The sequence below is a fragment of the Staphylococcus croceilyticus genome (genome assembly GCF_002902575.1).
Taxonomy (GTDB): domain Bacteria; phylum Bacillota; class Bacilli; order Staphylococcales; family Staphylococcaceae; genus Staphylococcus; species Staphylococcus croceilyticus.
Genome location: NZ_PPRD01000029.1, coordinates 1 through 13725 on the forward strand (window position 1 = coordinate 1; position 13725 = coordinate 13725).

The 13725-nt window shown below is 32.4% G+C and carries 15 protein-coding genes; 9 read left to right on the plus strand and 6 right to left on the minus strand.

The window, feature by feature from the left end; all coding sequences use genetic code 11:
* The first annotated feature begins 206 nt into the window (after positions 1–206).
* The 9 genes from CD128_RS04760 to CD128_RS04800 all read left to right on the plus strand — a co-directional run bounded on the left by CD128_RS04760 (position 207) and on the right by CD128_RS04800 (position 9051).
* Positions 207–1955: an L-fucose isomerase gene (locus tag CD128_RS04760; RefSeq protein ID WP_103328914.1), complete on the plus strand. Its 1749-nt coding sequence runs from the start codon at positions 207–209 to the stop codon at positions 1953–1955.
* A gap of 13 nt (positions 1956–1968) precedes the next feature.
* Positions 1969–3375 carry a rhamnulokinase gene (locus CD128_RS04765; RefSeq protein ID WP_103328915.1) on the plus strand — a complete coding sequence of 469 codons (1407 nt, stop codon included), beginning with the start codon at positions 1969–1971 and terminating at the stop codon, positions 3373–3375.
* Complete coding sequence (locus CD128_RS04770) at positions 3372–4736, plus strand: sugar porter family MFS transporter (RefSeq protein WP_103328916.1); 1365 nt, start codon at positions 3372–3374, stop codon at positions 4734–4736. The genes CD128_RS04765 and CD128_RS04770 overlap by 4 nt, the downstream gene beginning before the upstream one ends.
* A complete protein-coding gene (locus CD128_RS04775; RefSeq protein ID WP_103328917.1) occupies positions 4733–5383 on the plus strand; it encodes a class II aldolase/adducin family protein in 651 nt (216 codons plus the stop codon). The genes CD128_RS04770 and CD128_RS04775 overlap by 4 nt, the downstream gene beginning before the upstream one ends.
* Positions 5384–5392: 9 nt before the next feature.
* Positions 5393–5803, plus strand: coding sequence for an RbsD/FucU family protein (locus CD128_RS04780; RefSeq protein WP_103328918.1), 411 nt, complete (start codon positions 5393–5395; stop codon positions 5801–5803).
* 16 nt (positions 5804–5819) lie between these two features.
* The gene (aldA, locus tag CD128_RS04785; protein WP_103328919.1) at positions 5820–7256 is read left to right on the plus strand and encodes an aldehyde dehydrogenase; all 1437 of its coding nucleotides are present in this window, start codon (positions 5820–5822) and stop codon (positions 7254–7256) included.
* Positions 7257–7416: 160 nt separating this feature from the next.
* The gene (bioB, locus tag CD128_RS04790) at positions 7417–8382 is read left to right on the plus strand and encodes a biotin synthase BioB (protein WP_103328920.1); all 966 of its coding nucleotides are present in this window, start codon (positions 7417–7419) and stop codon (positions 8380–8382) included.
* Between the two features lie 35 nt (positions 8383–8417).
* A complete protein-coding gene (locus CD128_RS04795; protein WP_103328921.1) occupies positions 8418–8798 on the plus strand; it encodes a hypothetical protein in 381 nt (126 codons plus the stop codon).
* 40 nt (positions 8799–8838) lie between these two features.
* Entirely contained in the window at positions 8839–9051 is a 213-nt protein-coding gene (locus tag CD128_RS04800; RefSeq protein ID WP_103328922.1) for a hypothetical protein, read from the plus strand.
* A gap of 31 nt (positions 9052–9082) precedes the next feature.
* Here the strand turns inward: CD128_RS04800 and CD128_RS04805 are convergent, their stop codons facing one another.
* The 6 genes from CD128_RS04805 to CD128_RS04825 form a co-directional block, all read right to left on the minus strand.
* Positions 9083–9895 (minus strand): hypothetical protein, encoded by an 813-nt coding sequence (locus CD128_RS04805; protein ID WP_103328923.1) that lies wholly within the window; start codon positions 9893–9895, stop codon positions 9083–9085.
* 12 nt (positions 9896–9907) lie between these two features.
* A complete protein-coding gene (locus tag CD128_RS04810) occupies positions 9908–10615 on the minus strand; it encodes a hypothetical protein (RefSeq protein ID WP_103328924.1) in 708 nt (235 codons plus the stop codon).
* Positions 10616–10695: 80 nt separating this feature from the next.
* Complete coding sequence (locus CD128_RS04815; protein WP_167797472.1) at positions 10696–11193, minus strand: HTH domain-containing protein; 498 nt, start codon at positions 11191–11193, stop codon at positions 10696–10698.
* 163 nt (positions 11194–11356) lie between these two features.
* The gene (locus tag CD128_RS04820) at positions 11357–11614 is read right to left on the minus strand and encodes a hypothetical protein (RefSeq protein WP_103328926.1); all 258 of its coding nucleotides are present in this window, start codon (positions 11612–11614) and stop codon (positions 11357–11359) included.
* Between the two features lie 211 nt (positions 11615–11825).
* Complete coding sequence (locus CD128_RS11810) at positions 11826–12002, minus strand: hypothetical protein (protein WP_167797466.1); 177 nt, start codon at positions 12000–12002, stop codon at positions 11826–11828.
* A gap of 122 nt (positions 12003–12124) precedes the next feature.
* Positions 12125–13543 carry an anion permease gene (locus CD128_RS04825; RefSeq protein ID WP_103328927.1) on the minus strand — a complete coding sequence of 473 codons (1419 nt, stop codon included), beginning with the start codon at positions 13541–13543 and terminating at the stop codon, positions 12125–12127.
* Positions 13544–13725: the final 182 nt, after the last annotated feature.

A 13725-nucleotide genomic window follows, 5' to 3' on the forward strand; every position in this document is an offset into this window, starting at 1 on the left:
GCTTATAAGAAGTCAACATATTAATTATATTTTGGTATCTTTGAAATTTTTTCATGTTTCCCCCCTCTTAATAATTATAAATAATTAAAGAAAAAAATAAAGTTTACCCACAAACGAAGAAAAAACAAAATAATATGTTGTTTTTTCTTTACTTTTTGAAAGCGTTACCATAAAATAAAGTTAATCAAATAAAGGAGATGATTTTCATGTTTAATAATTTGCCTAAAATTGGTATTAGACCAACTATTGATGGACGTCGAGAAGGAGTAAGAGAATCTTTAGAGAACCAAACTATGCAAATGGCTAATTCAGTAGCAAAATTAATCAATGATAATCTTAAATATCCAAATGGCGAAGCGGTAGAGTGTATTATTGCTGACACTACTATTGGAGGGGTGTCAGAAGCAAGTAAATGTAAAGAAAAATTTGATAGAGAAAATATTTGTGCAACTATTACTGTGACGCCTTGTTGGTGTTATGGATCTGAAACAATGGATATGAGAGCAGATATTCCTCATGCAGTATGGGGGTTAAATGGAACAGAAAGACCTGGAGCAGTATATCTTGCAGCAGTTTTAGCAGGTTATGCACAAAAAGGAATTCCTGCTTTTGGGATATATGGTAAAGATGTTCAAGATGCCAATGATGAAACTATTCCACAAGATGTTAAATCGAAAATACTACTTTTTTCTAAATGTGCTTTAGCCAAAGGTATTATGAAAGATAAATCATATTTATCAATTGGCAGTGTTTCAATGGGGATTGCAGGATCAATGGTTAATGAAGAATTTTTCCAAAAATATTTAGGAATGAGAAATGAACAGGTAGAATCAGTTGAAATTCTTAGAAGAATAAATCAAGAGATTTATGACAAAGATGAGTATAGAAAAGCTTTAAATTGGACGAAGAATAATTTTAATTTTGTAAAAGAAAATGAAGTATCAAATAAAGATGAAGAAATTGAATTTATGGTCAAAATGACTCTTATTGCAAAAGACTTACTTGTAGGGAATCCAAAATTAGCTGATTTAGGATATAAAGAAGAAGCTGAAGGACATAACGCAATTGTAGGAGGATTCCAAGGACAAAGACAATGGACTGACACTTATCCTAACGGAGATTTTATGGAAACTATTTTAAATACTTCTTTTGACTGGAATGGAAAAAAAGCACCAAATATTTTTGCTACTGAAAATGATAGTTTAAACGGAGTATCAATGCTTTTTAACTATTTATTGACAAATACGGCGCAGTTATTTTCAGACGTTAGAACGTATTGGAGTCCAGAAGCAGTAAAACGTGTAACTAATAAGGAATTAAAAGGTAAAGCTGCTAATGGAATTTTGCATTTAATTAATTCAGGATCAACAACTTTAGATGGAACTGGACAACAAAATATTAATGGAAAACCAGCTTTAAAACCTTATTGGGATATAACTGACGAGGAAATACAAAACTGTATAAATAACACTAAACTTGTTCCTGCGAACCGAGAATACTTTAGAGGTGGAGGTTACTCTACTAATTTCTTAACCAAAGGAGATATACCATTAACGATGTGTCGTCTGAATCTTGTCGATGGATTAGGACCAGTATTACAAATAGTAGAAGGTTATTCAGTAGAACTTGATGAGGAAGTTCATAATATTTTAGATTCAAGAACGGATCCCGGTTGGCCAACTACGTGGTTTGCACCTCGATTAACTGGTCATGGAGCATTTAAATCTGTTTATGATGTAATGAATAATTGGGGAGCAAACCATGGCGCAATTAGTTATGGACATATAGGAAGAGAATTAATTACCTTAGCGTCAATGTTACGTATTCCAGTTAACATGCATAATATTGATGAAGAAAAAATATTTAGACCAAAATATTGGTCAGCATTCGGAACTGAGAATTTAGAAAATTCAGATTACAGAGCGTGTGAAAAATTAGGTCCTGTTTATAAATAAGAGGGTGATATATATGGAAACATCAAATCATATTGCTTTTGATTTAGGAGCAAGTTCAGGACGGTTAATTTTAGGTAAATATAGAGATAAAAAAATAGAATTAGAAGAAATTTACAGATTCGCAAATACACCTGTAGAAATGAATGGGATATTATATTGGGATTTTCCTAAACTATTTCAAGAAATGAAATATGGAATGAAAATACTAGCTAATAAACATATAGATATAAATAGTCTTTCAGTTGATACATGGGGCGTAGATTGCGGATATATAGACAAAAATGGCGATTTATTATTATTACCCAAGAATTATAGAAATCCACAAAAAAAACAATTTGAGAAAAAATTATATGAGATTATTTCCCGTGAAAATTTATTTAAGGAAACAGGGGTTTATCCTAATATTATTAATTCAATTGTACAAATTTATACTGATTTACAACTTTCTCCATGGTTAAAAGAGACAGTAAAACATGTTTTATTTATGCCGGATTTATTTAATTATTTTTTATCGAAAGAAGTAGGTCATACTTACTCAATCGTTAGTACAAGTGGCTTATTAAATCTCAATAAACAATGGTCAGAAAAAGTAATAAAACTATTAGATATCCCTTTAAATTGGTTTGAGAGTGAAATTCTGAACTATAAAGTATTGGGCAAGTTAAACGCTTCTGAATTAAATTATGATGAATATAAAGATACCAAGGTAATCGCTTGTGCGGGACACGATACCGCTTGCGGCTTATTAACTGTTAAACACAACGCGGCGTTTTTATCATGTGGAACCTGGTCGATTTTAGGAATGAAAATTGATAAGCCTAATACTACTAAATTGGCTTATGAGTTAGGAATGACTAATGAAGGAACTGTAGATGGAAGAATAAAGATATTAAAAAATATAAATGGTTTATGGATATTACAAGAACTGGTTAGATATTGGGCTGAAAAAGGAATTATGTACAGTTATGATCAACTGACAAGTTTAGCACAAAAATCTAAATTCAATGAATTAATCGATGTGGATGATGAAGTATTTATTGGAAAGGGTAACATGTATGAATCTATTAGAGAATACTTTATCAATAAAAATATTGAACCACCTATAGAAGTTGGAGATTTTGTGAGAACTGTTATTTTGAGTCTAGCAAATAAATATGATGAAATTATTAGAAAATTAGAAAGTGTAACAGACTCAAAAATTGAAACTATCCATATGGTAGGTGGAGGTATACAAAATCAATTGCTTTGTGAATTTACAGCTAAGAAAACTGGCAAAACTATTATAGCTGGTCCTATTGAAGCTAGTGCTTTCGGTAATGTTTTAAGTCAGTTAATCGCTTTAGAAATAATACAAATTCATGATATCGAAGAAATCATTAAAAATTCTGTAGATATCAAAATTTATAGTAATAATAAATGAAAAAGGTGATTCATTTGAAAAAAATATCTAATGAACAGAAAGTACCTAAAATAGTATATATATTTGCTATCTTGGGTGGCTTTGCGGGACTATTATACGGTTATGATTCAGGAGCAATTGCGCTTGCACTGCCTGCAATTACTGATGAATTTGGACTAAATACCCAAGAAAAAGGATTAGTAGTCAGCTTTCTATTATTAGGTGCATTACCTTCAATTATCGCTGCTACAATTTTTGAAAAGAAAATCGAAAGAAGAAACTTATTAATTTGGGGAGGATTTATTTTTATAATAGGATCTATTGGTTGTGCTATAGCTCCAAATACGCCAGTGTTATTAGCATTTCGATTTGTATTAGGTATTGCTGCTGGCATTGCAAATATGTATGGATTAATCTATTTGTCTGAACTTGCGCCTTCAAATATTAGGGGCTTCATGGCCTCTTTATATCAGTTTAGTGTAAATGTAGGGATTTTAGTTTCTTTCATAATAGGGGCTGCTAATTTCTCTACTGGAGCTTGGAGATGGACATTAGGATTAGGAGTTGTTCCAGCTCTTATATTTGCAATAGGTATGATGCTATCTCCACAAAGTCCTAGATGGTTGATTAGAGATGGACAATTAGAAAAAGCAAGAAGAGTTTTGCAAAAAGTAAGGATGACGAATTTAGAAGTTGAAGAAGAAATTAGCGATATAGAACTTAGTTTAGTTCAACAATCTTCTAAGTTTTCAGATTTATTCAAAAACTTTAGACCTATAGTAATTCTTGGATTGACTTTAACAGTTTTCCAGGTATTTACCGGTATTAATGCAGCAGTTTATTATGCTCCAGAGATATTTCAACATTTAGGAATAGCACATGCCTCAATAGCTGCTAATTATGGAGTAGGGAGTGCTTTAGTATTAAGTACTTTAATAGCTTTACCTTTCATTGATAAATTAGGTCGAAAAAAGTTACTGATAATTTCTATGATTGGTCAAATCCCTTCATGTTTAGGAATGGCTTTATTTGGTGATCACGCATTAATAGCTATTATAAGTATTTTCTTATTTGTATTCTCATTTGGACTAGGCTTGGGACCAGTATTTTGGAGTTATATTCCAGAAATATTTCCATTAAGAGCACGAGCTCTCGGTATGGGACTGATAACTTTTGCACAATATACTTTAAACTTTATTTTTTCTTTAACTTTTCCTATGTTCTTACTTTATATGGGGAATAAAGTGTTCTTAATTTATGCACTACTTTCATTAATTGCTATATTTTATATCCATTTTAAATGTGTAGAAACTAAAGGAAAGTCTTTAGAGGAAATTGAAAGATACTGGTTAATTAAAAATAAGAAAGGAAAATTAATATGAACAATAATGAAGCATTATTAAGAGAACAAATTTGTGATATAGGACGCAATTTATTTAATAAAAACTTTGTAGCCGCAAATGACGGGAACATATCTGCACGTTTATCTCAAAATGAAATATTAGCTACTCCAACAGCAACGAGTAAAGGATATATTACTCCGGATAGTATAGTTAAACTAGATTTAGATGGAAACATTATCGAAGCTAAAGAAGGCGTTGCTCCCTCTTCTGAAATAAAAATGCACCTACGTTGTTATAAAAAAATGCCAAACTGTAAAGGGGTAGTGCATGCACATCCTCCTTATGGCACAGCTTTTGCAATTAAAGGAGAAGTCTTAGATAAAGCCACTATGCCAGAAGTTGTAATAGCTATGCCGACAATTCCTTTAGCTAAATATGGATGTCCGTCAACCGAGGAGATTCCAGATGCAGTTGAGCCATATTTTGATGATTATGATGCTGTTTTATTAGAAAGTCACGGTGCTTTAACTTGGGGTAATTCTTTGATGGAGGCATATTTAAATATGGAAAGATTAGAATATATAGCAAAACTGACAGCTATTACCCGTTCGATTGATGGAGAAAGAGAACTACCAAAACATCGTATTGAAGAGTTGATTGCACTTAGACCGAAATATGGAAAGTGAGGTTAAACTATGCTAAATAAAATACCTAAAATTTTATCACCTGAAATAGTAAAAAATTTAATGGAAATGGGACATGGTGACACTATTTTATTAGCCGATGCTAACTTTCCAGCTAATACTTATGGAAAACAAATTATTAGAGCAGATGGTCATGGCACTATTGAGTTATTAAAAGCTATATTAGAACTAATGCCTTTAGATACCTATGTAGCAAAACCTGCAAAATTAATGAAAACTGTAAAAAATGATCCACAGCCAAAAATTTGGGATGAATATTATAAAATTATTGATCAAAGTAATTATGAAGAGATAGAAAGATTTTCATTTTATGAAACTTCAAAAGATTGTCACACAATAATTCAAACCGGCGAAACAGCTTTATATGGAAATATTATTTTAACTAAAGGAGTTATTGAGTAAGGAAAGGAGTAATTATATGAAATATGTATCAGATTATGTATGTGGTGAATTTATGAATTATGATGAAAATCAATATAATGATGTAATAAACCCTTCTACTGAAGAAGTAATTGCTAAAGTTCCAAAAGGTAATTTAGAAACGTTGGAAAATGCCATTAATGTAGCCGATGAAGTACAAAGTGATTGGGAAGAACTGCCACCAATAGAAAGAGGAGTGTATTTAAAGAAAATCGCTAATGAAATTCGTAATAGAGCTAGTGAAATTATTGATACAATTGTTGAAGAGGGTGGTAAAATACATGATTTAGCTAAAACTGAAGTATACTTTACTGCTGATTATCTTGATTACATGGCTGAATGGGCTAGAAGATATGAAGGAGAAATAATAAATAGTGATAGACCAAATGAGCATATTTTATTGTATAAAAAAGCTTTAGGTGTTACTACAGGTATATTACCATGGAATTTTCCTTTCTTTCTTATTGCACGTAAAGCGGCTCCAGCTTTAATTACAGGTAATACGATTGTTATTAAACCATCAGTGGAAACACCTATAAATGCACAAATATTTGCAGAAATAGTTGACGAAGTAAAACTACCTAAAGGCGTATTGAATATTGTTAATGGATCGGGTTCTAAATTAGGAAGCGTGATGGCTAATCATGAAAAAGTGTCACTTGTATCATTGACTGGAAGTGAAAGTGCTGGCCAAAAAGTTATGTTAGAAGCGAGTAAAACTTTGACTAACATAAATTTAGAACTTGGCGGTAAAGCTCCTGCAATTGTTATGAAAGATGCTAATATCAATGAGGCAGTTAAAAATATTATAGATTCACGAATTATTAATACAGGTCAAGTATGTAATTGCGTTGAAAGAGTATATGTTGATAAAGCAATTAAAGAAGATTTTGTCAAAGTTCTTGTCAGTGAAATAAAAAAGGTTCACTATTCAAATCCTTGTGATAATAAAGAATCAATGATGGGACCTTTAATTAATAAAAAATCTCAAAAAGTAGTTCATGAAAAAGTTGAAAGGGCGGTTGGTAAGGGTGCTACATTATTATGTGGTGGTGAATTGCCAAAAGAAAAAGGATACTTTTATCCTCCAACAGTTTTAGATAATTGTCATAACGAGATGGAAATTGTACAAGAAGAAACTTTTGGACCAGTATTACCAATTATTTCATTTAATAATTTTGAAGAAGCAATTCATCTAGCAAATGACTCTAAATATGGATTGACATCATCTATTTATACTAATGATTTAAATATTGCTTTAAAAGCTATAAATAAATTGAAGTTTGGTGAAACATACGTTAATAGAGAAAATTTTGAAGCTATGCAAGGCTTCCATGCTGGTGTTAAACATTCAGGAATTGGCGGGGCCGATGGTAAGCATGGATTAGAAGAATATCTAAGAACACATGTTGCCTACATTCAAATTAATAATTAATGCGATTAAAGTCACATCAAAACGATGTGGCTTCTTTTATTTTTAAGGAAAAGTTTAATTCATGTTAGTTTTAATGTAAACTTATAAATATAAATAGTTTACATTATTAGTCTGGAACGTATAACTGGGCCATTTTAAAAGATAGGGAGTATAAAACAACATGAATTTAAATTTAGCAGAACGTATCTTAAATCATGACTTATTAAGTAAAAACGAAGCTTTAGAATTATTTGAAAATCCGACAATCGACACCTTCGAATTATTAAATGAAGCGTATAAAGTGAGAAAACATTACTTTGGCAAAAAAGTAAAATTAAATATGATATTAAATGCGAAAAGTGGAATTTGTTCAGAAGACTGTGGTTACTGCGGACAATCTGTCAAAATCAAACAAAAACAGCGTTACGCCTTAGTGGAACCAGAAAAAATTAAAGCAGGCGCACAAGTAGCGACAGATAATCATATTGGCACTTACTGTATCGTGATGAGCGGACGAGGACCAACTAATAGAGAGGTCGACCACATTTGTGATACGGTAGAAGAAATTAAAGCATTACATCCACAACTGAAGATTTGTGCCTGTCTCGGGTTAACAGATGAAGAACAAGCTGAGAAACTAAAAGAAGCGGGCGTGGATCGTTATAATCATAACTTGAATACAAGTGAACGATACCATAGTGAAGTCGTGACTACACATACATATGAAGATCGCGTGCGTACCGTTGAAATGATGAAAGCGCACAATATCTCACCATGTTCAGGTGTAATTTGTGGCATGGGAGAAACGGATGAAGATATTATCGACATGGCTTTCGTGTTGAAAGAAATCGACGCAGACAGTATTCCAATTAACTTCTTACATCCGATTAAAGGAACAAAATTTGGTGGATTGAACTTATTATCGCCAATGAAATGTTTGAGAATTATAGCGATGTTTCGATTGATTAACCCAACGAAAGAAATTCGCATCGCAGGAGGACGCGAAGTGAATTTACGTTCACTACAAGCCATTGCTTTAAAAGCTGCCAATTCAATCTTTGTAGGTGACTACTTAATTACAGGTGGACAGCCTAACGAACTCGATTATCAAATGATAGAAGATTTAGGATTTGAAATTGATGGGTAAAAGATACTGAATTGCTTTAGAGAGGGGAATACATATTGCTACAGAATAAAGAAAGTACAAGATTACTATATCAAGCTGTTAGTGAGTTAGCTGAACAGATGGGGCAAAATCAAATTGAAACTAAATCCGTAAGTTTGATTTTCTTAGATTTTGACTTAGAGTATGAAGTCTTTGAAAGAGTCTTCGCAAACTTTATAAAGTACGTAGCACATAAAACAATCGAAGAAATTAAATATAAAGATTTAATTAGATTGATTGATGAAGCATTACCAGAAGGTCGTGAGTTATACCCATTAATTAAAAATCAAATTATCATTGGTTTTGCGAATAATTATTTGTCTCAACTTAAACCTCTCGCAAATGACATTCAAAATGAAATGGGCACAAGTATTAATCCTGAAATAGAGGATATTTAAACTAATGCGATAAAAAATAACAGAAAAAGGAGTAGCGAAAGTGAATTCGAATAAGCCTAAAATTGCACAAAAACGATGGTTTAATATTATGTTAATCTTCGTAGGAATTTTAAGTTTTAGCATTTTCTATTTTGGTATGCATCTTCCTTTCATGCTAGCATTTTTATATTTATGGGCGCCAGTACTCATAGGATTTATAAACTTGAAAGAGATTAACAGTAAAAATATTGATGAAAGAAACAACACCAGATAACGCCTATTTCGTTATCTGGTGTTGTTATATTTTATCTTTCTGTATTTTTGCGTGCTTTGTGGGCATCGGCTGCTGCGTAACCTGCTTTACGACTTGCTTCTGATGCATGATAATTTGCTGATGCTGCATAATCTCTCGCTTCTGCAGAGTTTTGAGATGCTTCTCTTGCCCAATGAGCTGAAGCGGCAGAGTTAGTTGCTGCTAAGTTGGAAGCATATCTAGCCGCTCTAGCATCGATGCTTGTTTCTGTTACTTTTGAAAGGATATGTTTTTGTTGACCTTCTAAACGTGCTTGATGTGATTCTGTTTCAAATAAGTTAATCGCTTCTTTTAACGTATCGGCACGTTGGTTATATAGATAATTAAACATTGCGCTTAAGGCATCAATATTTGAGTATGAGTTTGGAATACGATTATAAACGCCTGAAGCATTTAAAGTTTGATTGATTTCGGATAATGTACTTTGATTTGAACGGATATTTTGTAATGCAAGTTTAGCACTATCTTGTTCGAAAATTTCTTTTTGAGCATTTTCATAACGATTAGAAGTTAGGAAATGTTTGCTTGGATTTTTAACTTTTTTATTTTGGAAAAACCAAACACCAAAAACAATTACTCCAATAAAGAGTAGGCCAACTGATTGAAATAAAATAATTGATAAAATTATAATCGCGAGTGCTGGTAAAAGCAAAAATAACATATTCTTTCTTTTTATATTATTTAATGTCATTTTACGAAGTTTATTATTTTCTTTATTAATAGTATTGGTACAATTTTGAATTTGAGTTTTTCCTTTAATCATTAGGGCAATATCTGACATAAGTTGTTCTTTTGAATTATTCATTTTTTACTCTCCTTATTCCATATTAAAGTCAGAAAATTTGATTTGAGTAACATCTTTATCTTTTGGAGAAAGATCTACAATCTTTTGATCTTTATTATCAAGTTTAATCATCGTATATTTATAATCTGAATCGTCTGATGAACCGCTATTTAGTGCTGCTGGATTAATTGAGAATTGGCCTGTATATTCTATATCTTTACTAGGATTTTGTGATTGGCCTGTATTAACGTCAGTGTAAGTTAACAAACTATCTTTTCCTTCATCCACAGAATCTATAGCGCTACTAATATTATTTTTAGCTTGTTTCTCAGATATTTCCTTTGTAGTTACTAGCGTCATTAAAGGTTTACCGTTGTCAGTGGTTACTTCGATATATGATTTAACATCGCGATAAGGTGTTTCTTCATAAGATGCATGTTTACTATCAAGTGTTTTCTTCACCTCATCAGCATCTAACTTACGAATAAAATCCGGTGGTACATTTGAATCGTCATCTAATGCAATCATTTTCATTTGTCCATTTTTTGTTAAATATAGATATTCTACTCTAGATTCTCCATCTTCATTACTAACCATATAAAGAAGGTGTTCTTTTTTATCGTTAATAATGTCTTTAATTGAAATGTCCTTTTTATGTTCAATGCTTTTACTACATCCTGTTAGAGTAGGGATTAATAAAATGAGTAGTGCAACTGTTAATAAATATTTTATTTTCTTCATATTCATTCTCCTTTGAGTAGTTGATAATTATGAGGTAAGGGCAATTAAGAAATGAACTTTTATTGCCCTTGGTCCCATTTTCAAACTTCGTGTCTTAGATAAATCATTTGAAGCTTAATCAGTTCTGTAGTGAATTGATTGAGTAATGTAGTTGGAGATATAAGACGTAATGATTTTCTATGATTGAAACATAACTCAATCGCTTCTCTCGCACTCACTTCAATTTCAACAGTGAGAGACTTTGAAGTTCGTTGTAAGACTGTAATGTCATAGTTATTTTTCATTTTTTGATATAAATGAGGTGTGATTTCATAAGTTACTTTAGTAGCTTGAAGTGGCGTTCCCATATTTTTATGCATACTTTTGATAAAGTAACTGTTTTTACTCTGATCAAAAGTGATTTCCTCTTCAATGTCTGAGTGAAGATTAGCTTCATGTAGATAATAACGGATATTATCTATATCTCTTTGAATCGTCCTTGGGTTAACTTCAAATTGTTTGGCTAAATCTGCCTTATTTACAGTTTGTTTTTTCAACAATTTAGAGTAGATATTAAGTACTCTATATGCCTGTTCCATTCGCATTTCTTCCCTTCACGAAACCTATTTTCATTATAAAAAACGACCCTAGACAACATGAGTCATTTAGATGAAAGTTTTAATTTTATAAAAATCTTAATTTCATTTAATTTTGTGCGATATATCCATTTTTTCTGAAAATGGATAGTCGAATAATGTCTAACTAATCATTTCCTAGGACATATGAATGTAATACATACCACTCTGTCAATTCATGAGGAGTTGTCGCGATTTGTTGTAGTAAGTGACGTGTATTATCTAAATGATTTAAATAATGGAAAATTCTCTGAAAATAGCACTCGAGTAAATGTTGTTCATTGCCTTGAGCAAGACCGAACTCAATGTGTTCGTAATAGCTAACGATACTGCTAGGTGTTTCATTATATTTAGCTAATTGTTCAGTAATAATGTTATAAAGCATAGTTTCATCTCCGTTTCTTCATGTCGGAAACTAAAGGCGCCTGCCAAGGCGACTTTTTTTCTTTTACGAAGAACGGAATGTTAAAAGGGAGAAAGAAGATAAAAAGAACGTAAAAAAAACGCCATTACCGTGAATCGGTAATGGCGGCGCCAACACTCAAGTGTGTTTTTAATTTAATACAAAGTATGAAATCTTATTACTTTGAAGTGAATTACTGTTTTATACCATTTTCTTTATTCTTTTTTTCGATTTTTTCATATAGTTCAAGGAGATTTGCTGTAGTTAATTCATTTTCAATGCGATTTTTAAATGGTTTAAACTCTGCAGTTGCGAATATCATTGCTTCTTCTTTAGATAATGTATAAGAACCTCTTTCTTCTGGTATCACACTAGTTAACTCCTTTCAAAAAATAATATTATTAAAATTATATAAAAAAATTATATGGTTTTGAAGTTAGAATTAGAATAATAAAAAAGGAATCCAATTTAACATTGAATTCCTTCGTATAATTACATCAGTCCGATGAGTTTCATCCATAGTGAGCCGATGCCTAGCCAAATAATGAAGTAAACGATACCTAGCGCAAGGTTCATCAGCCACCAACGTTTTTGGCTTATATAACCGGCGCCGTAAATGATGGGTGCTGGGCCACTACTGTAATGTGTTGTAGAAGCCATTAGGTTACCGAAGAAACCTAACATTAATGCACTAAATAAAGGAGGTGCACCAGCTGCTACGGCTACACCAAGTAAAGCGGCATACATCGCACTCACGTGAGCTGTGGAACTTGCGAATAAATAGTGTGAGTAGAAATAGAATAGGATTAAGATGATAAGTACAATTGGCCAACTTAAACCACCCAAACTATGAGCGATAAGGTGACTTAACCAAGGAATGAAACCAAGTTTGTTTAATTGGTCGGCCATCATAACAAGTACTGAGAACCACACTAATGTATTCCAAGCGCCTGTTTCGTTTAAAACATCTTTCCAATTCAACACACCTGTGATGAGTAATAATGATAAAGCAATAAATGCTGTTAAAGTTGCATCAATACCTATATAACTACCTGTCATCCACAATAGTAAAGCGACAATAAAGATACCAATCATGAATTTTTCAGCTTTAGAAATATTGCCCATTTCTGAAAGTTGATCTTCAGCCCATTTTTTAGCATCTGGCGTTTCTTTAACTGTAGGTGGATACATTTTATAAATAACAAATGGCGCTACAATTAGAGAAATTAATCCAGGGACGATAGCTGCTAAGAACCAATTCATCCAAGTAATGTGTACATGTGCAGTCTTTTCAGCTAAGTTTTGTGCTAGAGGGTTACCAGCCATCGCTGTTAAGAACATTGCCGCAGTAATTAAGTTACCTTGGAACTCTGTGAAGAGTAAGAATGCACCCATTTTACGTTCAGTCCCTTGTTTAGGATCTGAATCGAATGATTTTGATAATGATTGAATAATAGGGAACATAATACCGCCAGCACGCGCAGTGTTACTAGGTGTAGCTGGGGCTAAGATTAAATCAACGCCGACGAGGGAGTAGGCTAAGCCGAGCGTCTTTTTCCCAAAAAGTTTAACGAATTGAAGTGCGATTCGACGACCAAGACCTGTCTTCACGAAACCTCTTGAAATGAAGAACGCCATCGCAATTAGCCAAATACTAGGATTACCAAAGCCTTGAACGGCTGTTTTAGTATCGACGACGCCAACTAATACGGTAAGGGTAAAACCGAGGATAGATACAGCACCGATAGACATTGGTTGAGTGATACAGCCAACGATAGTCGCCACAAAGATAGCGAACATGAGCCACGCTTGCATACTTAATGCCTCAGGTTTAAAAGGCGTAATCAATGCAAGAATGACACCGATAACTACAGGCAGTATAAATTTCTTATACTGAACAGAATTATCCATAACGAAACCTTCTTTCAATCTATTTTTTTCAATATTCCATACATTAGAATAGACCTATTTTTAAAGAATGTACAGAGAATGTGAGTAATTAATTGAGAATATTTCTCATTATTTTATTTTTGAAAATTCAATAGAAAATGGTCGCGAATTTAGGAATTGGAATATGTGGATTTTTAGGTGGT

What these genes read in the sequence shown, in the direction of transcription:
- CD128_RS04810 (WP_103328924.1), bottom strand. Translation starts at nt 10,615, where the DNA reads ATGAAGAAAATAAAATATTTATTAACAGTTGCACTACTCATTTTATTA.
- CD128_RS04775 (WP_103328917.1), top strand. Translation starts at nt 4,733, where the DNA reads ATGAACAATAATGAAGCATTATTAAGAGAACAAATTTGTGATATAGGA.
- CD128_RS04805 (WP_103328923.1), bottom strand. Translation starts at nt 9,895, where the DNA reads ATGAATAATTCAAAAGAACAACTTATGTCAGATATTGCCCTAATGATT.
- CD128_RS04825 (WP_103328927.1), bottom strand. Translation starts at nt 13,543, where the DNA reads ATGGATAATTCTGTTCAGTATAAGAAATTTATACTGCCTGTAGTTATC.
- CD128_RS04820 (WP_103328926.1), bottom strand. Translation starts at nt 11,614, where the DNA reads ATGCTTTATAACATTATTACTGAACAATTAGCTAAATATAATGAAACA.
- CD128_RS04760 (WP_103328914.1), top strand. Translation starts at nt 207, where the DNA reads ATGTTTAATAATTTGCCTAAAATTGGTATTAGACCAACTATTGATGGA.
- CD128_RS04780 (WP_103328918.1), top strand. Translation starts at nt 5,393, where the DNA reads ATGCTAAATAAAATACCTAAAATTTTATCACCTGAAATAGTAAAAAAT.
- aldA (WP_103328919.1), top strand. Translation starts at nt 5,820, where the DNA reads ATGAAATATGTATCAGATTATGTATGTGGTGAATTTATGAATTATGAT.
- CD128_RS04815 (WP_167797472.1), bottom strand. Translation starts at nt 11,193, where the DNA reads ATGGAACAGGCATATAGAGTACTTAATATCTACTCTAAATTGTTGAAA.
- CD128_RS04770 (WP_103328916.1), top strand. Translation starts at nt 3,372, where the DNA reads ATGAAAAAGGTGATTCATTTGAAAAAAATATCTAATGAACAGAAAGTA.
- bioB (WP_103328920.1), top strand. Translation starts at nt 7,417, where the DNA reads ATGAATTTAAATTTAGCAGAACGTATCTTAAATCATGACTTATTAAGT.
- CD128_RS04765 (WP_103328915.1), top strand. Translation starts at nt 1,969, where the DNA reads ATGGAAACATCAAATCATATTGCTTTTGATTTAGGAGCAAGTTCAGGA.